Here is a 21,452-nt window from a genome sequence, read left to right as displayed (position 1 = left end):
GCATATCTTTGATTCGATTCCATTCACTTTCTGTGAGTTCATATCGTTTTGTTCCCATATCAATAGTTTACTAAATCATATCCGTTTGTGCAACTTTTGTTTTTCAAACATGGCCTAAATTTCCCGCACTTCCTCACAGGCCTCTATTCTCTGGGCCGCTTTCTTCCGCATCTGTCTGAAACTATCATGGTAGGATGGATCACGCCCTATCCGTACAAGCACATCAGCCGGCGGAATTCCTGCCGCCTCTTTCCGAACATTCAGATAACTGTCCCACAGGCCGCGGCTATGATCCGCTCGCCCCCCGGTCTTGTTGTGCCGCTCCTTACGTTGGCGGCGGTTAAAAGAAAAAATTTTTATTGTATAATATGTACAAAAAAAGCTTCAGCGCCTCAAAAAGTATGATAAAAAATCATACTTGCAGCCCAAAAAGCATCTCTCTAAAATATAAGCCACGGTTCCTTTGACCCCGTCAGCGCCCGCTATGTAAAATTCCAGGGCGTGGCCTTCAACGGCAGCCGCTATGACATCCAGGAATTCCTGGTTTGCCAGACGGTGGACAAAACTGCTCTCAACGATCTGCTGGCCAAGGCAGAGGAAATCGTGACCGAAAAGGGGCTGGACTTTACCAGCACCGGGCTGGAAGGCGACCTGTTCCAGGCTGTGGTCTATGCCCGTGCTCTGAACAACAGTCCTCTGGCCACCATTGAAGAGGTGACCGCTGCTGTGGCCGCTCTGGAGGATGCCATGCAGGCTCTGGAGAATGCTACCACTCCCTCTACCTCCTATGCCATCACCGTGGAGGACAGCGATAACGGCACCGTAACTCCCAGCCGCACCCGCGCCACCAGGGGCCTCACCGTCACCCTGACCGTGAAGCCTGACGAGGGCTACAAGCTGGATACCATCACCGTCACCGATAAGAACGGCAATGAACTGAAGCTCACCGACAAGGGCGACGGCAAGTACACCTTTACCATGCCCGCCTCCGCCGTCACCGTGGAAGCTTCCTTTGTGGAGGACGACACCCCCGTGGACACCGGCCTGCCCTTCACCGACGTGGAGGCCGACGACTGGTTCTATGAGGCCGTGAAGCACGTCTACGACAACAAGCTGATGGACGGTACTTCCTCCACCACCTTCGCCCCCCTCATGACCACCAACCGTGCCATGGTCGTCACCATCCTGTGGCGGCTGGAGGGCCAGCCTGAGACCGACGCCACCCTGTCCTTCACCGACGTGGAGAGCGGCGTGTGGTACACCGACGCTGTGAACTGGGCTACCTCCAAAGGCATCGTCAAGGGCTACAGCGACACCGTGTTTGCTCCCAACGACACCGTAACCCGCGAGCAGCTGGCCACCATCCTGTACCGCTATGCCGAGTACAAGGAGTACGACGTGTCCGCCAAGGGCGACCTGACCACCTTCACCGATGGCAGCGCCGTGTCCACCTGGGCGGCCGACGGCATGACCTGGGCGGTTGGCGCTGAGCTGATCACCGGCAAAGATGGCGGCAAGCTGGATCCCACCGGCACCGCCACCCGCGCTGAGGTTGCCACTATTCTCATGCGTTTTTTGACCGCGTAAGACCACCCATATTTCTTTACTTCTTTTCCAGGCGATGGCCGGGGACATTGTCCCCGGCCATCGCTGGTATATCGCTGTTATTAAAGTATGATAAAATTTCATACTTTCCTGATCGGAAGTATATGGAGTAATATAAAACTACCAATATAAAATAATGGGATTTTTGGGCTATAGTGCACAAGCAAACCAGGCAATAGTCCCCGCCATACCACTGACGAGGATTTTTGTAGATTACAAAAGGAGGAAGTAGGATGAAAAAGCAAATGGGCAGAGTTCTCAGCCTGCTGCTTACTCTGGCGCTGACGTTGGGTCTTACAGGCCCTCTGCCAACGGCAGCGGCAGAAACTGAGCTCACATTGCCTCCCCCGGCGGTAGATCTCTCGGAGGGATACTCAGAAGATCCCAATGCCTATGAGATCTATCCCGTGCCCCACTCCGTGGAGTACGGAACCGGCTCTTTTACCATGACCAAAGAGGTCAACGTGGTAAAGAGTACCAATGTAGACCAGTACACCGTAGACTTTTTGAAAGAGATCCTGACCCGCTTTGACCGCACCATGGTCGTGAGCGCCACTCTGGATCCCTCCAAAACCAACATTCTGCTGGGCATCAAGGGCGAAAACACCCTGGTAGACGGTCAGGCGGGGGAACCGGAAGCTTACCCCGACCTGTTCAATCCGGCCAATAAGCCCGGTACCGTCCACAAGTACGACTCCTATCTGCTGCGTGCCGACGCCGGTACCAATCCCAACGGCATCATCACCATCCAGGGCCAGAACGTGGATGCCGTCTATTATGGCGTGGCCACCCTGCAGATGATGTTTACCTCCTTCTACGGCAATAAATTCCTGCCCGTAGTGATCGAGGACTATTCCAACACCATCTTCCGCGGCTTTATCGAGGGCTTCTATGGAGGCCATACCTATGAGGGCCGCGAGAGCCAGATCCGCTCCATCCGGGATGTGAAGGGCAATATCTATGTCTTCGCGTCCAAGACCGATCCCTACCACTCCAACAACTGGGATGAACTTTACCCGGCAGAAGAGCTTGCTCAGATCCAGCATCTGGTGGAAGTGGGCAAGCAGATGCACGTGGAGTACACCTGGTCCGTCCACATCGGTAAGGGTAACTTCTTCTCCGGCTGCAGCACCGACCCCAATGACGGCGCCGCCTACAAGAAATACCTCGAGAACGTGAAGAAGCTGAAGGACAAGTTCCAGCAGCTGTACGATGTAGGCGTACGCAGCTTCCACATCCTGAACGATGACTACAACAGCGGTACCCCTGCACAGGTAGCCACTCTCCTGAACGAGATGAACGCTTGGCGCGAGGAGATGGGCTGCCGTCCCATCGTTTACTGCCCCAACGGCTACAATGTGGGCTGGGCCGGCGATGGCTCTGAGCTGCGGGCCCTGAACGAGGAAGGTCTGGACAAGGATATTTACATCTACTGGACCGGCTCCGACGTCAACTCCCCCATTACACAGGAGAACATCAGCTGGCCTTATGAAAAGTCCGAGCACTATCCCGTAACCTGGCTGAACTATCCCTGCTCCGAGCACGACAAGGCCGGTATCTATCTGGGCGTCAGCAGCCACTATCTGGCCGATGCCGACAACATCACCGGACAGGCCGGTATCATCTGCAACCCCGTGGACTATCCGGAGGCCAACAAGGTGGCCTACTTCCAGATGTTCTCCTGGGGCTGGAACCGGGACAACTACACCAGCTATATGGATACCCTCTGGGAGGACTGCTTCAAGTACCTCCAGCCTGAAGTCTATGACGCCTATCTGACCATTGCCCGCAACGTGTCCAACTGCCCCGACTCCGGTCGTGTGCCCCAGGGCTTCCCCGAGTCTGAGTACCTGAAGGACACCCTGGATTCCGTCCAGGCCAAGGTCCTGGCCGGCACAGCCAAGGCAGATGACCCTGAGATTGTGGCCCTTCTGGCCGAGTTTGACCACATTCTTTCGTCCGTAGAGCTTTTCAAGGCTGATTGTGCCAATAAGAACCTGGTGGCAGAACTGACTCCCTGGCTCAACTCCCTGGTGGGCGTCGTCAACGCCTCCAAGAGCGGGATCGAGGCTGCTATCGCCATCAACAACGGCGATCTGGACGGCGCCTGGACCGCCTATTCCGCCGCCGGCATCGGCCTGGACGAGTGGGACAACTACAAAACCCCCAATTATGATACCGTAACCGCCAAGGCCGGCAGCCGGTATCTCGAGCCCTTCGCCACCGATCTGATGGACTATGTGTCCGACGAGATCGTACCGCTGCTCAACCCCGGCGGGCTGAACAAAGAGCCTACCTTCTACGCCGTTCTGGGCGGCAGGGAGATGGTGGCCAGCGCCGAGTCCGATAAGATGTTTGACGGCAATCCCGAGACGTTCGCCGCCTTCGGCGTCAACCAGAAGGCCGGCGACTACTTCGGCATCGACCTGGGCGCGGTGAAGGAGCTTCACTCCGTTCATGTGCTTCAGGGCAAAACCGACAGCTATCACGACTACTTCCACAAAGCCGTGCTGGAGTGCTCCGTGGACGGCCAGCACTGGACTGCGCTGACCGAGAAGGTCAATTCCCATGACATTCAGGTATCCGGTCTCTCTCTGGCCGCCCGTTATGTGCGCCTGCGCCTGCTGGAGACCGGCTACGGCAATACGCCGGATTTCTGGACCGACGTACGCGAGTTTACCGTGGAGACCGCCGGCGATGCTGAAACAGACACAGGCCTTTTCTACACCAACACCGAACTGACCGGCACCGTGATCGAGGACGGCGGCTACTACACCATGTCCGCCATGCCCGGCGTCACCCTGGCCAACCGTGAATATGTGGGCATCCGCCTGCCCGAGATCATGGGCGTCAGCGAGATCACTCTGGGCGGCGCTCTGCCCGAAGGCCTTACCCTCCAGTACTCCGCCAACGGGGTGATCTGGACCGACGGCGCCCCCGAGAGCAGCGCTACCATGCGCTATGTACGCCTGGTAAACAACGGCGATACGCCCGTTACCGGCAACTTGCCCTCCGTCTCCGCCAAGGCTGCCTTTATTCAGACCGACCTTACCTTCGTTTCCACCAACATGGGCCTCTACGAGGGCTCCTGGGACAATATTGTGGACGGCAACCGCAGCACCTTGGCATGGACCAACAAAAAACAGACGGAAGGCCAGTATATCATCTTTGACATGGACGCCAAGCAGCCTGTGTACGATGTGACGCTGTTCTTCCCTGAGCAGGGCGACCACCCCCGCTTTACCAGTATCAGCGTCAGCGACGGCAGCGATCCCAACGGCGAATGGACCGTGATCGGCAACTTTACCGATAATTCCGAGATGGATCCGCCCTATCGCTACTATGCCTGCAACGGCAACGGCGTGTCCGGCCGCTACATCAAGATTGAGATCACCCTGACCGCCGCAGGCTGGATCAAGATGAACGAGCTGGAGGTCAACAAGAACCTGGACCAGGAAGGCCCCAGCGGCGGCTTCTCCGGAACCCCCGAGGGCGAGTTTGACCTTCTTATGGACGGCAAGCTGTCCACCTTCTTCACCCTGGATCAGGTGGACGAGGAAGGCGGCTACCTGCAGTACCTCATCTCTGAACCTAAGACCTATGAAAAACTCTCCATCCTCCAGGATCCCTCCGCCATCTGCGGCGCTGAGGTCCAGGTCCAGAACCTGGAGGAGCAGTGGATCACCGTGGGCGTTCTGGATAAGGGCGTCAACACCTTCCCCACCGCAGGCTACGGCCCCCTGCTGAGCGTCCGTCTGAATTGGGAGCCCGGTACCGCGCCCGCCATCGCTGAGCTGATCCTGGCAGAGGGCGGCACCGCCGCAGAAGTGCCTGTGGGCACCGCTCCCCTGCGTTTCCCCGCCATCTACGAAGCCGATACTACTCCCCTCGTCATCTCTGTGCCCAACGGTACCCTCATTGATAAGGTGGGTCTGCCCTTCCAGGCGGACGTTGTGCTCAGCGGCGGCAATACTGTCACGATCCCCGTGACCTGGACCTGTGATAACTACAAGGCTGATACCGCCGGCCAGTACACCTTTACCGGTTCGTATGACCTCTCCGGCGGTCTGTCCAACCCCGGCGGCTTTGCTTTGAGCGCTACCGTCACCGTAAACGACCCCGTTGACACGTCTTCTGACGCTGTAACGACGGCCGGCGAAGAGGAGAACCTGGCTCTGGAGCATCCTGTCTATGCTTCCGGCCTTGAGGTCAATAGTCAGACCTTCGCCGCTGATGCTGTGGACGGTAAACTTGACACTCGCTGGAGCGGCAACAAGATGAAGGTCGATGACACCGCCGACTCCTGGATCGTGGTGGATCTGGGTGAGGATGTGTGCGACATCACTGAGGTTTCCTCCAGCTATTATGCCAAGGTATGGCCCAGCGACTATGTGGTACAAGTGGCCGGTTCTGACTTTGTACCCACCGACTACAGCACTGTCAATGTAGGTACGGTAAGCGATGAGAGCGCCTTTGAGGGCCAGAATGCTAAGGACGCCAGCTGCTGGACCACCATCGGAACCTACACCGGTATGAGCGGCGACGGCCGCACCGATGCCCTGACTAACTTTGAAGCCGCCATTCCGGAGGGTACTCGTTACCTGCGTCTCTACTTCACCGGTATCAACCAGAGCGCTTTCGGCCACTCCATCGGCCTGAATGAGCTGGAGGTCACCGGTACCCGCTACCTGGATCCCACTGAGCCGGGCGAGCCTGAAGATGTGGTGGTGGAGACCGTAATGCCTTCCGTGGCCTACGGCCGGCTCAACACCGCGTTTAACGATCTGGAGCTGCCTGCGTGCGCCGTAGTTGCCCTGTCCGACGGCACTACCCTCCGCTTCCCCGTAGAGTGGAGCGCTGAGGGCTATGACGCCGCCTCCACTGAGCCTCAGACCTTGACCGGCACACTTGACCTGTCCGGTACCGGCATCCTCAACGAAAAGAACCTTACCGCTTCCGTGACTGTAAACCTGTCCGGCGAGCCTACTGTGGTCAATGTGCTGGTGAACCCCACCAGCCTGGGCGTGGACTACGGCACTCCCTTCGAGATGCTCAACCTGCCTGAGCAGGTGGTTCTGGAGCTGTCCACCGGCTTCGGCGTCGCCTGCGACGTGACCTGGGACAGCACCACCTACAACCCCAACGCCGAAGACACTCAGTACGTCCGCGGCTCCGTACTCTACAACGGCCAGACCTACGAGGCCGTCATGCCCGTGGATGTAGAGGGCGCCCCCGTGGATCCTGAGGGCCCCACCGTCTCTACCGCCTACGTCATCACCGTGGAGGACAGCGACAACGGCACCGTGACTCCCAGCCGTACCCGCGCTTCCAAGGGCCTCACCGTCACCCTGACTGTGAAGGCCGACGAGGGCTACAAGCTGGATACCCTTACCGTCACCGACAAGAACGGCAATGAGCTCAATCTTACCGATAAGGGTAACGGCAAGTACACCTTCACCATGCCCGCCTCTGCCGTTACTGTGGAGGCCTCCTTCACCAAGGACGATACCCCTGTGGACACCGGCCTGCCCTTCACCGACGTGAAGGCCGACGACTGGTTCTTCGAGGCTGTGAAGTACGTCTATGACAACAAGCTGATGGACGGCACTTCCTCCACCACCTTCGCTCCCTTCATGACCACCAACCGTGCCATGGTGGTCACCATCCTGTGGCGGCTGGAGGGCCAGCCTGAGACCGATGCCACCCTGTCCTTCACCGACGTGGAGAGCGGCGTGTGGTACACCGACGCTGTGAACTGGGCTGCCTCCAAGGGCATCGTCAAGGGCTACAGCGACACCGTGTTTGCCCCCAACGACACCGTGACCCGCGAGCAGCTGGCGGTCATTCTGTACCGCTACGCTGAGAGCAAGGGCTACGATGTGTCCGCCAAGGGCGACCTGACCACCTTCACCGACGGCGCCAAGACCTCCTCCTGGGCTGCTGAGGCCATGGAGTGGGCGGTAGGCTCCAAGCTGCTGTCCGGCAAGGGCGGCAACGTTCTGGATCCCACTGGCACCGCCACCCGCGCGGAAGTGGCGCAGATCTTCATGAACTTTGCGCAGGGTCTGCAGAAGTAAAGATCCATGCCGGCAAGGGCGCGCTGCATCAGCAGCGCGCCCTTGTTGTTGCCAAGAACGTGGTCTGTCCCCCTCTGGACAAGATGTCCACCACTGAAGGAGACCGCTTAACCCTGGGGCATTGGCGATACCATTCAGTCAGACAAGGCGGACCAGGCCACCCACAGCGGCTGCCCGCCCCGGTATCGGAGCGGGCAGGCAAGCCGTTCCAACGTCTTCTCCGCCTGCCGGAGGAGCTTTATGGACAAAAGCAGCCCCTCCGTACCGAACGGAGGGGCTGACGGTTATGTATGCAGTTCAGTCCCGGGTGCACAGCGCCTGGGCGCCCTTGATACACAGGGGGAAGAAGATCAGCGCGGTTATATAGGCCACCAGGAAGATAGCGGGCACTTTGGTGATCCAAAAACCAAAGAACCCCGTACCCAGCAGAAAGCCCACTTCACAGAACATCAGGATGGAGCTCATCAGCAGCACCAGCAGCAGCACGATGAAAAAGATCCGCACAAAGTATGCTCCGATACTTTCCATTTTCAGGTGAAAGGCCTTGACAAAGAAATTGCCAAAGGCAGGCAGGTCAATGAGCGTCTCCAGCGTCAGATTCAGGCAGAAACCGTAAACCATACCAACCACCAGGGCGGGAACATTCAGGTTATTGTTGACTGCCAGGTTGAAGATGGTCACCGCCAGGGTAATGAAAAAGGCCAGAAATACATTCATTACTACAGGAAAATCTTTTTTCTTACACATAATTCTTCTCCTTTTCCGTCTGTTCCGCTTACCAGCGGTCTTTCTCTTCGGTGTAGAGGGAGGGCAGGATGGCGGCCAGATGGCCGAATTCCTTCAGATTATGGGCAAACAGGCCCATGGGCACCACCGGGGGCACGCTGACGCCGTCGGGCAGCAGCTTGACCACCTGGCCGTCCACCAGGCCGTAGCCGATCCAGAAGCGGGAACGCAGCTCGATCCCGCCCTCGATCTCCCGGACCATGTGGGTCATGATGGCGGCCACACCCTGGCCGGGTACCGGTCCATGGCCGTTGGCGCACATCATAGTGGCGCAGGCGGGGGTACCAACTTTGGACTCGTCGTATCCCAGCTCATGGGGATAGCGGAAGTTCAGGATCAGCTCGTCGGGACCGCCTCCTATGTCCTCCAATACATGGTGAACGGTGCCCCAAGTTTTTTCCCGCATAGGCACGCTGGGGTCCAGCACCTTGTCCGGATTCTGCTGACGGGCGTAGAAGTGGTCCTCCGGGTCCCAGATGCGGTAGCGCATATCGTTCAGGCCGTGCCAGGCAAACCACCACTCAAACATCTCAGGAGTGACGCCGGGCATCTCAGTGCGGTTGGCCAGATAGCCGGTACCGTTTGGCATCACACAGTAGCCGGTCTCACAGGGCAGATAGCCGGGCAGGAACAAATCGTTGCGATCCTCAATCTTCAGGGCCAGAGAGGGATCAATAGGGCCGCCCTCCAAGATGGCAAGTTTCTCCTGGGGAATGGGAGTAATGGGCAGATCATAGTACTTGGCGTAAGACAGCGCCCGCTCCTCCGGGGTAAGAACAGGTCTTTGGCTCATAACAGCTCCTCCTTTTTCTGTTTGTTCTGTGTGAAAAAGATAGCATAAACCACCTCTATTTATACATATCACACAAAAATCTACCGTACAGTAACTGAACAAACGGAGGCAAAGTGTCCATTCCCCTCCGATTTTTTGTTGCAATTTTATTCTTGGTCAAATATAATAATAATTTAAGCAAAGTACCCCCTATTTTGCAGCAGATCCGCAAACCTTCTTTGATTTCTAATGAGAGGCAGTTGATGGATATGCCCCCCGCAGGACGCTGAACCGCCAGCGCACTATTCAGGATATTGAATCCGCCTTTCTGGAAATTTACCAGCGGGACGGTATCGACGGCGTAAGCATTGCCGGCATCTGCCAAGTATGCGGTATAGCCCGCTCCACTTTTTACCTTTATTTTGAGGATAAATTTGCAGTATTGCAGGGTGTGGAGGACCGGCTGCTCTCCGCCCTGTGGGAAATCTGCCGTAATCTGCCCGACATCATGGACCACAGCAGCGCCACCGACACCGCCCTGCGCACCATTACGCATATCCGGGAAAACCTAGACTGGTACCGGGTCCTGCTGAGCAACCGCGGAGATCCTATGTTTGTGTACCGCTGGAAAAAAGACATTGTGAAGAGCCTCCGCCGCAAGCTGGAGCAGCGCAACGTCAACGAGCTGGATGCGGTGATCCAGGGCGTGATGTTCTCCTCCGCCCTGATTGGACTATATACCCATATCACCATGGAATGCCCCGATATCCCCGATCAAACCCTGTGCCGCTATATGGACGACCTGCTGGCCCGCAGTCTGAAGCCCATTTCACCCCGATAATAACAATCCCCCCGCTCCGGAACTTCCGGAGCGGGGGGATTTAGTCTATCGATAAAATGTATTTCTGCGATTTTTGCTGCAGGAGCCTCGCAGAGTTCCGCCGTCCGCAGAGGACGGAAATGGGTCAAAATTGTGTTTTCCGGCGGCGTGTACGTCGGAAAACACCCTTCTCAGGCCGCAAGTGTGTGGCCCTTGGGGCCATGCGCGCGGCGGCCTGCATTCCCTCTCAAAAATGCTTGCATTTTTGAGAAGCGTGTCGAAAAACTTCGACACACTGAGTCCCCCCGCTCCGGAACTTCCGGAGCGGGGGGATTGTTACATACTCTTTTTCAATTCCAGGTTGCGCCGCAGGGGGGCGGGCCCACGCCAGGCAAAGGCCCGGCCGCCATACTGCTCCCGAAAGCTCCGGTTGGTCTGTCCCTCCAGATCGGCCCCGTCCAGCACATCCACCAGTCCCTCCCGGAACTCGGGTAAAGGAGACAACTCGGGAGAGGCGTTATAAGGACACGCCTGCTGACAGCAGTCGCACCCCCAGATCAGGGGATGGGCCTTCACCAGCGCCTCCTCCTCCCCAGTCAGTTCTCCTTTCTTCTGGGTCAGGCCGGACAGGCAGCGGGACAGATTTACCCCATCTTCTCCCAGGGCGCCGCCGGGACAGGCGGCCAGGCACTTGCCGCAGCCCACACAGTGGGCGGACGGCGTGCGGGGCGGCAGGTCCAGCTCCACATCGGTGAGGATGGTGCCCAGGAACACATAGCTGCCGTAGGGAGGCAAAATCACCAGCCCATTCTTCCCCCGCAGGCCGATACCGCATCGCCAGGCAGCCTGCCGTTCCGGCAGGGGGGAATTGTCGGCAGCGGGCAAACATACCCCATTCGGGTATTTTTCTCGCAAAATATCACAAATAGTATTCAATTTCCCGGTAACAACCTGGTGATAATCCCGCCCACGGGCGTAGAGGGACAGGTTGCCAGGCCGGTCCCCGGCGTAGTAGGGGAAGGCGGCCACCAGCACGGTGCGGGGGTTGGGACACAGCGCCGTCGCCTTTTCCACCGCCGCCTCTGTCATATCCGCCGCCAGCTCCGAAAACGGCAAGCCGCCCCAGGCGGCGGCGCCCGCGGCGGCAAAAGCCTCATTCAGCATGGTCCCGGTCGTACTTGTCCAAAGCCTGCTGGGCCAGCACTCCGTCGGGGATACAGGGCTCGGGGCCGTTCTTCCGCTTCTGGGCCTCCTCGCAGCCCTTGCCCGCCAGCAGTACCACGGCGGGACGCTGGGCCTCCAGGATGGCGGTTTCTACCGCCCGCTCCCGGTCGGGAATGACGGTGTACTCCTTGTTCCACCGCTTGAGGAACACCCCGATGTCGGCGCAGATGTCCTCCACCTCCTCAGGGCCGGGGTCGTCCTCGGTGAGGATGACCCGGTGGGCCCACTCACCGGCGGCGTTGCCCATGCCCTCCCGGCGGTCGATGCCCTTGCCGCCGGTGCAGCCGAAAAGGACCGTCAGCTGGCGATCGGGGTACTCCGCCCGGACGGAGCGCAGAGCGTTCTGCAAACTCATGCCGTTGTGGGAGTAGTCCACAATGACCGAGATCTGGTTGTCGGCGCTGACATAGTGCTCCATGCGGCCGGGGACGAAGGCCTTCTCCAGGCCCTGCTCCACCGCCTCCCGGGAGATGCCGTAGGCCTCGGCCACCGCCACGGCGGCCAGGGCGTTCTCCACGTTAAACAGGCCGGGGGTGGAGATGGCCAGCTCCCCCTCGTACCGGGGGGTGCGGACGTGGAAGGCGATCTTGTTCCCCTCCTTGCGGACGTTGGTGCCGTACACCGTGGCGGCCGGGTCCTTCTGCGAGAAGGTGATGACCTGCTCACACCAGGCAGCTGCCTTCGCCACCTCAGGGGCGTGATCGCAGTCCATGGAAATACAGGCGGTTTTCGCCTGCCGGAAAATCAACAGTTTGGATTGGAGATAGTCCTCCAGATCGGGGTGCTCTACCGGGGAGATGTGGTCCTCGCCGATGTTGAGGAACACGGCGCAGGACAGGTCCACCCCGATGACCCGGCCATACTTCAGAGCCTGAGAGGACACCTCCATGGTGAGGTAGTCTGCCCCGGCGGTGACAGCATTGGACAGGTGGCGCTGGAGATCCAGGGGCTCCGGGGTGGTCAGCTTGGCGGGCTTGCGCTCCAGGCCGTCGTCGGTGACGATGGTGGAGAGCAGGGCGCTCTCCCGGTGGCCCTGGGCAGCCAGCCAGGTGTCCACGATGGACTTGATATAGTAGGCCGTGGTGGTCTTGCCCTTGGTGCCGGTGATGCCGGTGATGGTCAGCTTACCGGAGGGGTGGCCGTAGGCCAGATCGGCCAGCAGACCCATGGCCTGCCGGATGTCGGTCACCCGCAGGCAGGGCAGGGGCACGTTGGGATAGGGAGTCTCGCTGACATACACGAAGGCCCCCTTGTCCATGGCCTGGCGCAGGTAGTCCTCCTTGAACTTGGCCCCTTTGCAAATAAAGAGGGTGCGGGGGATCACCACCTGGGAGTCACAGGACACCAGAGCCACGGGGGCAGTCAGATCAGCGGGGATGGGTCCCTTGTCGGACAGCAGGTCATGGCGCAGCAGCAGCTGCACATAGTCGCCCAGAGGGCGGCGGAAATCGGTCATAGTCATTCACCACCAGAAACTGATCGGGCCGATGTCTCCATCGGCCCATTGCTTATACCATCCGCAGCTTGTAGCCGCAGGCGGTGATACACCGCTGAGCCAGCACGTCCATGGCGTCCAGATAGTGGTCGGGCAGGCCGTGATAGGTGCGGTAGACAGACAGCTCGGTGCAGCCCAGAATGGCGCTGTCGCACCCGGCCTGATGGAGCCAGCGGTCAATGACGGCGAATTTCTCCCGGGAGCCCTTTTCCCCCCGCTTGATCTCGTCGTAGATAATGCTCATCACCAGCTTCTGGACCTCCTCCGGCGGGGAGACGGCCTCAATGCCCCGGGCGGTACACTCCTTCTGGTACACACCGGTGCGGATGGTGCCGTCGGTGCCCAGGATGCCCACCTTGCGCCGCCCCTCCTCCGCCAGCACTCCCACGGTCTCCCGGGGCATATGGATGAGGGGAATGGAGATATCCCCCTGGAGCCGGTCGGCAAAGTAGTGGGAGGTGTTGCAGGGAATGGACAGCACGGTGCAGCCACCCCCCTCCAGCAGACGGGCACCCGCCAGCAGCCGCTGGTAGCAGCCCTCCGCATCGCCCCCCAGAATGGCGGCGGTGCGGTCGGGCATGGAGGTGTCGCTCCAGATCAGGGTAGGCAGGTGCTCCTGGTCTTTGGCCGCGTCGGTACGGTCCAGAATCCGCTGATAAAAGTCCTGGGTGGCCTGGGGCCCCATGCCGCCCAAGATCCCCAATCTCTGTTCACTCATCGGACTTTCTCCATACAAGAGGCATACCAGCCCACATACCGCTTCTGACCCTTCATAATGCGCAGGGTACGCACCAGGCCGTTGTCCGGCTTGTAGAACAGTGGGTTGACCACGGCGCCCGCCTTCTCCAGGGCCTTCATCTCCTCGTGGTACTTGGGATTCACATAGTCGTAGGCCACCTTGGGGGGAATGACCCACCACAGATGGCGGTTTTTCGTGATGGTCAGCTCACAGTCCTTGCCCAGCACCCGGTCCTCCACCAGGTACTTGGCCAGGTTGTAGCCCGCGCCGGTGACATAGTAGTTAGACCGGCCCTGGCGGCAGTTGATCTCAAAGGCCTTGAACTTGCCGTCCCGCTGGTCGTACTTGATGTCGAAGTTGGAGAAACCGGTAAATTTAATGGCCTCCAGGAAGCCCTTCAGCTTCTCGCACAGCTCAGGCTCAGGCTCGGTGATGATGACGGCATGGTTGCCGATGGCGTGGGCGGTGTGCTCCTCCAGCAGGACGTGGCCCACGCACATGAGGCGCACCTTGCCGTCGGCGCCGGAGTAGTTGGTGACCACCCGCATATAGCTGTCGTCACCGGGGATAAAGTCCTGGATGATGAGGGAGTCCTCATATCCGGCGTTGTAGATGTCGTCGATGACCTGGTCCACCTCTTCCCGGGTCTGGAGGACGTAGGCCTTCTTCTGGGTGGGGAAGGGATGCTTCCAGTAGGTGTCCGACTCGGCGGGCTTGACCACAAAGGGGCCCTCGAAGGGCAGGGTAAAGCCGTGGCCCTCTCCCTTGTGGTAGACGTAGGTGGCCGGATGGTCGATGCCGTACTGGTCGCACAGGTCGTAGAACTTCTCCTTGTGGATCAGGGTCTCCAGCATGGACAGGTCCACATAGGGCGCGATGACGTTTTCCGGGTAGTTGGGCAGGTTGGCGGAGATGGAGTTGAGGTAGTTGTCTCCGCAGCCCAGCACCAGGATCTTCTTGTCCGGGTGCTCTTTGGCCACCTCGGTGACGTTCTCCAGCACCTTGTCCACCCGGTCGTTGTGCTCCCGCACCCGGTAGTCGATGATCTTGCTGCCGGCGCATACGCTGGCGGGGAACATTCCATACACCACGGAATGTACGCCGTAGGCCTCATGAAAGGCCCGGGCCATGCTGTAGGCGTTGATGTCCGAACCCAGCAGCACAGGCACAAATTCAGTTGCAGCCATTGTAAAATGCCTCCTGGAAGGTAATTTCATACCAATGTTCGCCCATGGGAATGACCTGGGCGCAATAATGGCCCGCCACATAGGCGGCCTGGGCCTCGGTGAGCCGCAGTTCCCGCCGGAGCAGCTCTCCGCCCGCAAAGCACTGGGAGATCAGCCGGTCCAGGGTCTCGTTTTCTTGCAGTATCTCTCTCTGAATCATCATTCGTTCTCCTCAACAAGAGAAAAGGCAGTGGTCGTACCGCAGGGGCGACCCTTGTGGCCGCCCCTAGATTATTTTTTATCCTGCGGCGCGTTTTACCTGGTACACGCCCTGGATCTGACCCAGTTTGTTGATGACGGCGGTAAGCTCGGTGTGGTTCTTGACCTCCAGCACAATGCTGACGGTGGCGTAGCCGTCGGGCATGGACCGGGCGGACAGGCTGGTGGTCTTGGCCTTCATGGTGGACAGGGCCATGGCCACATCCAGAGTCAGGCCGTCCCGATCCTTGGCGGCGATCTCCAGGGAGGTGCGGTAGGTGGCCAGCTCCCCGGTGGCCCAGGATACCTTGATCCAGCGGCCCTCCTCCTCCGGCTTGCGCTTCTCGGGGGCGGCGTTGGGGCAGTCCGCCCGGTGGACGGAGACGCCGAAGCCCCGGGTAATAAAGCCCACCACCGGGTCGCCGGGCACGGGGGTGCAGCACTTGGCGAACTTCACCAGGCAGTTGTCGATGCCCTCCACGATGATGCCGCTCTGGTCGTGCTTGCCGGTCTTGACGGGCACGGTGGGCTGATTGCTGGTGGCGGGATAAATGGCATCCTGCTGCTGGGCCGTCTTTTCGGCGGCGGCCGCCTGTTCGGCGTGGAGTCGGTTGAGCCGGGTCATCTCGTCCTTGACCCGCACCACTGCCTTCTGGGCGGACATACCGCCGTAGCCGATGGCGGCGTACAACTCATCCAGGGTGCCGAAGCGCACCTTCTTCAAAATAAAGGGCAGCACGTCCTCAGCCGTGATGGCCGCCAGAGACAGGCCCACGTGCTTGAGCTCCGACTCGAAGGAGGCCCGTCCGGTGGCGATGTTCTCCTCCCGCCGCTCCTTCTTGAACCACTGACGGATCTTGTTGCGGGCCTCGTTGGACTTGCAGATCTTCATCCAGTCCCGGCTGGGACCGTGGGCCGACTTGGAGGTGATGACCTCCACGATGTCGCCGTTTTTCAGGGGGGTGTCGAAGGTGACCATGCGGCCGTTGACCTTGGCCCCCGTCATGTGGTTGCCCACGGCGGAGTGGATGTTGTAGGCAAAGTCGATGGGGGTGGCCCCGGCGGGCAGGTTGATCACGTCGCCCCGAGGGGTGAACACGAACACCTCGTCGGAGAACAGGTCTACCCGCATGGTGCGGACAAACTCCTCGGCGTCTACGTCCTGCTGGCTCTCCAGCAGCTTGCGCACCCACTCAAAGGCCTCCTCGGTGCCCAGCTTGGTGTTGGCCATGCCCTGCTTGTACTTCCAGTGGGCGGCGATGCCGTATTCGGCGGTATGGTGCATCTCCCAGGTGCGGATCTGCACCTCGAAGGGGATGCCGTCCCGGCCGATGACGGTGGTATGAAGGGACTGGTAGCCGTTTGGCTTGGGCGTGCCGATGTAGTCCTTGAACCGGCCCAGCACCGGGTTAAAGAGATCGTGAATGACGCCCAGCACATTGTAGCACTCCGGGATGTCATCTACAATGACCCGGAAGGCATAGAGATCAAAAATCTCATCCATGGTCTTGTTCTGGGTATACATCTTCCGGTAGATGGAGTAGGCGTGCTTCACCCGGCCGTAGATGGTGCAGTGGATGCCCTCGGCGTCCAGCCGCTCCTGGATGCGCCGCTGGACGGTGGCCAAAAACTCCTCGTGGGCGGCAGAGCGGGCGGCCAGCTCGTCAGAGATCTCTTTGTAGCCCACCGGGTCCAGGTAGCGCAGGGAGGTATCCTCCAGCTCCCACTTGATGCGCTGCATACCTAAGCGATGGGCGATGGGGGCGTAGATCTCCATGGTCTCCAGGGCCTTCTCCTTCTGCTTCTTGGGAGACTGGTATTCCATGGTGCGCATATTGTGAAGCCGGTCGCAGATTTTAATCAGGATCACCCGGATGTCCTTGGCCATGGCCATGAGCATCTTGCGCAGGTTCTCCATCTGCTCCTCTTCCTTGGAGGTATACTGCACCCGGGTCAGTTTGGTAACGCCCTCCACCAGGTCGGCCACCACCGTCCCGAAGAGCTTGGCGATCTCCTCGTGGGTGGAACCGGTGTCCTCGATACAGTCGTGGAGCAGGGCGGCAATGATGGAGTCGGTATCCAGCTCCAGCTCGGCTACGATCTCGGCCACCGCCAGGGGATGGGTGATATAGGGCGATCCATCCTTGCGCAGCTGCCCGGAGTGGGCATTGTCCGCATAGGTGAACGCGCTGAACAGGCGCTGGGTATCCAGCGCCGGGTTATAGGTTTTAATCTTGTCCTCAAGAGCCTGATAACGCTCCAGGATGGGGTCCATACAGGGCACCTCCTGTCGAAATAAAAATGAAAGGGAAATTTATCCGCTCATGCCCCGCAGCCGGCGCATGATCCAGCTGTCATCCAGATCCACCTTGCCCTCCACCGTCCGCAGGGCGATGTGGAGGTGGTCGGTGGTATGCTCCAGCTGGATGAGTCCCCGCTCGTCAAAGACCTCCAGACATACCAGAGTACGCATGACGGTCTCCCGCCGTCCGGCGGAGCGGGCGATGTTGCGGGCAAGCCGGTGGGCGGTCTCCTCCAGAGGGGACTGTCCGGCATGGCCCTTCAAATAGCGCCAGAGAACCACGAACTCCTCTCTGGTGGGCAGCAGGGCGGCCGCCTCCCGGCGGGTCAGTTCCTCGCCCCGGCGGAATTTTTCAAAGAGGGCCCGCTCGGCCTGGGCCCGGGTCAGGGCAGAACGCAGGTCACACACCTGGAACTGGACCGAGCGCCACCCCCGGTACTCATTGACCTGGGGGGTAAAGGCCACATCCACCCGGTCTCCCTGGGCCACCCCCATCTCGGCGGCGGTGGCAGAGAAGAAAATGGCGTCAAAGCTGCGGCCGCCGGAGGCCAGCTTCAGCTTCAGGTGCCGGCCGCCCCCCACCTCGCTGAGGGCGGTGATGAGGCAGCCAGACAGGGAGAACACCGGCTTGGGGTTGCCCGAGCCATAGGGCTCCAGCAGGTCCAGGCCCTCCACCCCCTCCAGGGTAAGGATACCCACATCGTCCACCGGACAATCTACCTCCAGGGTGGACACCATCTCGGTTCCACCGGTACATTGACGGACATAGTCGTTCATGGCGGCGGTAAAGGCGGGGATGTTCTCCTCCAGAATGGTAAAGCCCGCCGCCAGCTCATGGCCGCCGAAGCCCTCCAGCAGGGGGGCGCAGTGCTCCAGAGCGGCAAACAGGTTGAAGCCGCCGAAGGACCGGCAGGAGCCTTTGCCCTTGCCGTCCTGGAGGCAGATCATAAAGGCGGGGCAGGAGTATTTCTCCGCCAGGCGGGAGGCCACAATGCCCACCACCCCCTGGTGCCAGTGGTCGCCGGCCAGCACCAGAGCATAGCGCTCCTCCGGCGGCAGGGCCTCGGCCAGCTCCTGGCACTCGGCGGAAATCTGGGCCTCAATGGTCTGCCGCTCCCGGTTGAGCTCGCACAGCTGGATGGCCAGCTCCTCTCCCCGGACGGGGTCGGCGGTGAGCAGCAGTTCGGCTGCCAGAGAGGCGCAGCCCATCCGCCCCGAGGCATTGAGCCGGGGAGCCAGGGTGTAGCCGATGGCCACCGAATTGAGGGGCCGCTCCTCCAGACCCGCCTGCCGCAGCAGGGCCTTCAGGCCGGGGCGGCCGGTGTGGCGCAGAGCCTCCAGCCCCAGGCGCACAATGGTGCGGTTCTCGCCGGTGAGGCTCATTACGTCGGCCACCGTACCGATGGCCGCCAGATCGGCGTACCGGTTCAGCAGTTCCTCCTGCCGGGGCTTCCCACCCAGGGCCAGCACCAGCTTGAGGGCCACCCCCACGCCGGCCAGGCATTTAAAGGGATAGGGGCAGCCGGCCTGATGGGGGTCTACCACCGCCAGCGCAGCGGGCAGTTCCTCCTTGCACTCGTGGTGGTCGGTGATCACCAGATCCATACCCAGACGGGCGGCGTGACGGGCCTCCTCCACAGCGGTAATGCCGCAGTCTACCGTCACCACCAGACTCACCCCCGCCTGGTGGAGGGTGTCCAGGGCGTCGGTGTTCAGGCCGTAGCCCTCCTCCATCCGGTCGGGGATGTAGGGGATCACATCTCCCCCCTCCCGCCGGAGGAAATCGGTGAGCAGGCTGGTGGAGGTGATGCCGTCCACGTCATAGTCGCCGTAGACTGCAATGGTCTCCCCCGCCGCCAGAGCCCGGGCCACCCGGGCGGCTGCCCGGTCCATATCCTTCATCAGCAGGGGGTCCTGAAGCTGACCCCGTCCCGCGTCCAGAAAGGCACGGGCCTTCTCCGGGGTATCCATCCCCCGGGCGCACAGGGTCATGGCCGCCAGAGTGGGCAGTCCCGCCCGCTCCAGAGCGGCCACTGCGGCCGGATCGCTGGCCGCCTGATTCCATTGTTTATATTTCATGGGCGGCCACCGTCCTTTCCCATTAAAATTACCCTTTATTATATCAAATGCCTTTCCCTGTGACAAGGGCTTGGAAAAAAACGGCGGGCGGCCCACAAGGCCGCCCGCCTGTTTTCTCAGCCCAGCTCCAGATACAGGCTCACCAAATCGATCGTAGCCTTCATCCCATCAAAATGGGTCCACCCCCCACGGGACCACAGTCCCGCGGGGACCCCATTCTTTTTATTTATCACCCGTCAGAAATGAATTCCGCCGGGCTCCCGCCTTCGGCGGAGATGGAGCGGACTTCTTCTTTTTTAGCCCAGCTCCAGATACAGGCTCACCAAATCGATCGTAGCCTTCATCCCATCAAAATGGGTCCGCTCCATGCCATGGGAGGCGTGGACACCGGGACCGATGAGGGCGCCCTTGGCGTCCATGCCGGTCTTCCAGGCCACCGCCACGTCAGAGCCGTAGTGGGGATAGATATCCACCGCGTAATCCACACCGTTGGCCTTGGCCAGCTCCACCAGGCGGCTCACCATCTCATAGTCATAGGGGCCGTTGTTGTCCTTGGCGCAGATGGACACCTGATACTCGGTGCAGCTCAGATCGTCACCCACACAGCCCATATCCACCGCCAGCAGCTCGTCCACCTGGGGCAGGGTGGCGCCTCCGTGGCCCACCTCCTCGTGGACGGTGAAGCACACCTCGGTGTCGTACCGGGGGCGTACCTTGGCAAAGTGCATCAGCCGCAGCAGCACCAGCAGGCAGGCAGCGCTGCCCTTGTCGTCGATGAACCGGGACTTGAGGAAGCCGCTCTCGGTGACGGTGGTCTTGGGATCAATGCACACATAATCCCCGGGGCAGATGCCCAGGGCCTCCACGTCCGCCTTGCTCCTCACCTTCTCGTCGATGCGCACCGCCAGGTTCTTTTCATCCCGGGGCCGGGTGGCGGCGTCGTCAAAGACGTGGGCGGCGGGGGACAGGGACAGGATGGTACCGGTGTACACCTTGCCGTCCCGGGTATAGATGCGGCAGTATTCGCCGTCCAGGGTGGGCAGGATGGGGCCGCCCACCTTGGTGGTCATCAGCATTCCGTCGGCGGTGATGGACCGCACCATCAGCCCCAGAGTGTCAACGTGGGCGCACAGGCCGATCTTCTTGCCCTTCTCCCGGCCGGGCACCGACACGATGAGATTGCCCTTGTTGGTGCGGCGGGTCACATAGCTGTGGTCCTGGGCGATCTGCTCCGCTTCCCGCACCACATTCTGGGTAAAGCCGCTGGGGCTATCAATGGACAAAAGCCGCTGGGCGATGTTCAGCAGCTGCCCGCGGCTTCCTAAGGTATCCAACAACATTTGCATCCGCTCCTCGGTTGTAGTAAGATGTCTCTATCTTATACCAAACCACGGGAGCGATGCAACCATGTCCGAAGAAAAGACCAACGTAATGCGGGTACTGGATCAAAAGAAGGTGCCCTATACCCCCCACCACTACGCCCACCCCGACGGGGCGGTGGACGGCGCCAGCGTGGCCGCCCTCATCGATAAGGACCCGGCCAGCGTGTGCAAGACTCTGGTGACCCAGGGGGCCAGCAAGAAATATTATGTGTTCGTCATCCCGGTCCTGAAGGAGCTGGACCTGAAGGCCGCCGCCAAGGCGGTGGGGGAGAAATCCATCGAGATGATCAAGCAGGCCCAGCTGCTCCCCCTCACCGGCTACGTCCACGGGGGCTGCTCCCCGGTGGGCATGAAGAAGCAGTTCCCCACCGTCTTTGACCAGAGTGTGGAGGGTCTGGACACCATTACCGTCAGCGCCGGCAAGATCGGCGCCCAGGTGGAGGTGGCCCCGGCGGCCCTGGCCGGGCTGGTGCGGGGCCGGTTTGCTCCGGTGGCGAAATAAAACTTTATGCGCCAAGAGTATACCACGAAAACAAGCAAAGGCTGTGGCGCATGAAGTTTATGCGCATATGGGCCGTCCCGGCCCATGCGCTTTGATTTCATGGCCGTGCCGCTGAAAGCGGCACATGGGCCTGTTGCAAAATAGCTGTTTTGCACAAACCTGTCATTGCGAGCCAGTGCGCACACTGGCGTGGCAATCCGTTTCCCCGGCAAAAGGGACGGATTCCCACGAAAAACGGCCGCCCG

The 21,452-nt window shown here is 60.3% G+C and carries 14 protein-coding genes; 4 read left to right on the top strand and 10 right to left on the bottom strand.

Annotated elements, in window-relative coordinates; all coding sequences use genetic code 11:
- Positions 1 to 501 precede the first annotated feature (501 nt).
- Both B5F94_RS13245 and B5F94_RS13240 read left to right on the top strand, forming a co-directional pair.
- Positions 502 to 1,587 carry an S-layer homology domain-containing protein gene (locus B5F94_RS13245; RefSeq protein WP_242965683.1) on the top strand — a complete coding sequence of 362 codons (1,086 nt, stop codon included), beginning with the start codon at positions 502 to 504 and terminating at the stop codon, positions 1,585 to 1,587.
- Between the two features lie 251 nt (positions 1,588 to 1,838).
- On the top strand, positions 1,839 to 7,682 hold the full coding sequence (locus B5F94_RS13240; protein ID WP_087330735.1) for a beta-N-acetylglucosaminidase domain-containing protein: 5,844 nt from the start codon (positions 1,839 to 1,841) through the stop codon (positions 7,680 to 7,682).
- 297 nt (positions 7,683 to 7,979) lie between these two features.
- Here B5F94_RS13240 and B5F94_RS13235 read toward each other — a convergent pair whose 3' ends face one another.
- Together B5F94_RS13235 and B5F94_RS13230 are read right to left on the bottom strand one after the other, a co-directional pair.
- Complete coding sequence (locus B5F94_RS13235) at positions 7,980 to 8,429, bottom strand: hypothetical protein (RefSeq protein ID WP_087188443.1); 450 nt, start codon at positions 8,427 to 8,429, stop codon at positions 7,980 to 7,982.
- 28 nt (positions 8,430 to 8,457) lie between these two features.
- Entirely contained in the window at positions 8,458 to 9,261 is an 804-nt protein-coding gene (locus tag B5F94_RS13230; protein WP_087330733.1) for a DAPG hydrolase family protein, read from the bottom strand.
- 421 nt (positions 9,262 to 9,682) lie between these two features.
- Here B5F94_RS13230 and B5F94_RS13225 point away from each other — a divergent pair, with 421 nt between their 5' ends.
- Positions 9,683 to 10,081, top strand: a complete 399-nt coding sequence (locus B5F94_RS13225; RefSeq protein ID WP_242965682.1) for a hypothetical protein — start codon at positions 9,683 to 9,685, stop codon at positions 10,079 to 10,081.
- A 315-nt stretch (positions 10,082 to 10,396) separates the two neighbouring features.
- Here B5F94_RS13225 and B5F94_RS13220 read toward each other — a convergent pair whose 3' ends face one another.
- The 8 genes from B5F94_RS13220 to B5F94_RS13185 form a co-directional block, all read right to left on the bottom strand.
- Positions 10,397 to 11,224 (bottom strand): epoxyqueuosine reductase, encoded by an 828-nt coding sequence (locus B5F94_RS13220; RefSeq protein WP_087330737.1) that lies wholly within the window; start codon positions 11,222 to 11,224, stop codon positions 10,397 to 10,399.
- The gene (gene murE / locus B5F94_RS13215) at positions 11,214 to 12,746 is read right to left on the bottom strand and encodes a Mur ligase family protein (RefSeq protein WP_242965681.1); all 1,533 of its coding nucleotides are present in this window, start codon (positions 12,744 to 12,746) and stop codon (positions 11,214 to 11,216) included. Before murE ends, B5F94_RS13220 begins: the two co-directional genes overlap by 11 nt.
- Before the next feature lie 46 nt (positions 12,747 to 12,792).
- Positions 12,793 to 13,497 (bottom strand): aspartate/glutamate racemase family protein, encoded by a 705-nt coding sequence (locus B5F94_RS13210; protein WP_087330727.1) that lies wholly within the window; start codon positions 13,495 to 13,497, stop codon positions 12,793 to 12,795.
- Positions 13,494 to 14,705: an ATP-grasp domain-containing protein gene (locus B5F94_RS13205; RefSeq protein WP_087330725.1), complete on the bottom strand. Its 1,212-nt coding sequence runs from the start codon at positions 14,703 to 14,705 to the stop codon at positions 13,494 to 13,496. Before B5F94_RS13205 ends, B5F94_RS13210 begins: the two co-directional genes overlap by 4 nt.
- Positions 14,692 to 14,907, bottom strand: coding sequence for a hypothetical protein (locus B5F94_RS13200; protein WP_242958978.1), 216 nt, complete (start codon positions 14,905 to 14,907; stop codon positions 14,692 to 14,694). Before B5F94_RS13200 ends, B5F94_RS13205 begins: the two co-directional genes overlap by 14 nt.
- A 75-nt stretch (positions 14,908 to 14,982) precedes the next feature.
- Positions 14,983 to 17,217: a RelA/SpoT family protein gene (locus tag B5F94_RS13195; protein WP_087330723.1), complete on the bottom strand. Its 2,235-nt coding sequence runs from the start codon at positions 17,215 to 17,217 to the stop codon at positions 14,983 to 14,985.
- A 39-nt stretch (positions 17,218 to 17,256) separates the two neighbouring features.
- Positions 17,257 to 19,323, bottom strand: a complete 2,067-nt coding sequence (recJ, locus tag B5F94_RS13190) for a single-stranded-DNA-specific exonuclease RecJ (protein ID WP_087330721.1) — start codon at positions 19,321 to 19,323, stop codon at positions 17,257 to 17,259.
- 296 nt (positions 19,324 to 19,619) lie between these two features.
- The gene (locus B5F94_RS13185) at positions 19,620 to 20,663 is read right to left on the bottom strand and encodes a M42 family metallopeptidase (RefSeq protein WP_087330719.1); all 1,044 of its coding nucleotides are present in this window, start codon (positions 20,661 to 20,663) and stop codon (positions 19,620 to 19,622) included.
- A 67-nt stretch (positions 20,664 to 20,730) separates the two neighbouring features.
- On the opposite strand from B5F94_RS13185, the gene ybaK reads away from it, so the two are divergent.
- The gene (gene ybaK / locus B5F94_RS13180; RefSeq protein ID WP_087330717.1) at positions 20,731 to 21,207 is read left to right on the top strand and encodes a Cys-tRNA(Pro) deacylase; all 477 of its coding nucleotides are present in this window, start codon (positions 20,731 to 20,733) and stop codon (positions 21,205 to 21,207) included.
- Positions 21,208 to 21,452 lie beyond the last annotated feature (245 nt).

It is taken from the genome of Flavonifractor sp. An4 (genome assembly GCF_002161755.1).
Taxonomy (GTDB): Bacteria; Bacillota; Clostridia; order Oscillospirales; family Oscillospiraceae; genus Flavonifractor; species Flavonifractor avicola.
Note: the sequence above shows the minus strand (reverse complement) of the source record. Positions and strands in the feature narration are given on the sequence as shown.

Bases quoted from the DNA above. Each gene is read 5' to 3' on its own strand.
- B5F94_RS13240 (WP_087330735.1), top strand. From the start codon at position 1,839: ATGAAAAAGCAAATGGGCAGAGTTCTCAGCCTGCTGCTTACTCTGGCG.
- B5F94_RS13235 (WP_087188443.1), bottom strand. From the start codon at position 8,429: ATGTGTAAGAAAAAAGATTTTCCTGTAGTAATGAATGTATTTCTGGCC.
- B5F94_RS13230 (WP_087330733.1), bottom strand. From the start codon at position 9,261: ATGAGCCAAAGACCTGTTCTTACCCCGGAGGAGCGGGCGCTGTCTTAC.
- B5F94_RS13220 (WP_087330737.1), bottom strand. From the start codon at position 11,224: ATGCTGAATGAGGCTTTTGCCGCCGCGGGCGCCGCCGCCTGGGGCGGC.
- murE (WP_242965681.1), bottom strand. From the start codon at position 12,746: ATGACTATGACCGATTTCCGCCGCCCTCTGGGCGACTATGTGCAGCTG.
- B5F94_RS13210 (WP_087330727.1), bottom strand. From the start codon at position 13,497: ATGAGTGAACAGAGATTGGGGATCTTGGGCGGCATGGGGCCCCAGGCC.
- B5F94_RS13205 (WP_087330725.1), bottom strand. From the start codon at position 14,705: ATGGCTGCAACTGAATTTGTGCCTGTGCTGCTGGGTTCGGACATCAAC.
- B5F94_RS13200 (WP_242958978.1), bottom strand. From the start codon at position 14,907: ATGATGATTCAGAGAGAGATACTGCAAGAAAACGAGACCCTGGACCGG.
- B5F94_RS13195 (WP_087330723.1), bottom strand. From the start codon at position 17,217: ATGGACCCCATCCTGGAGCGTTATCAGGCTCTTGAGGACAAGATTAAA.
- recJ (WP_087330721.1), bottom strand. From the start codon at position 19,323: ATGAAATATAAACAATGGAATCAGGCGGCCAGCGATCCGGCCGCAGTG.
- B5F94_RS13185 (WP_087330719.1), bottom strand. From the start codon at position 20,663: ATGTTGTTGGATACCTTAGGAAGCCGCGGGCAGCTGCTGAACATCGCC.
- ybaK (WP_087330717.1), top strand. From the start codon at position 20,731: ATGTCCGAAGAAAAGACCAACGTAATGCGGGTACTGGATCAAAAGAAG.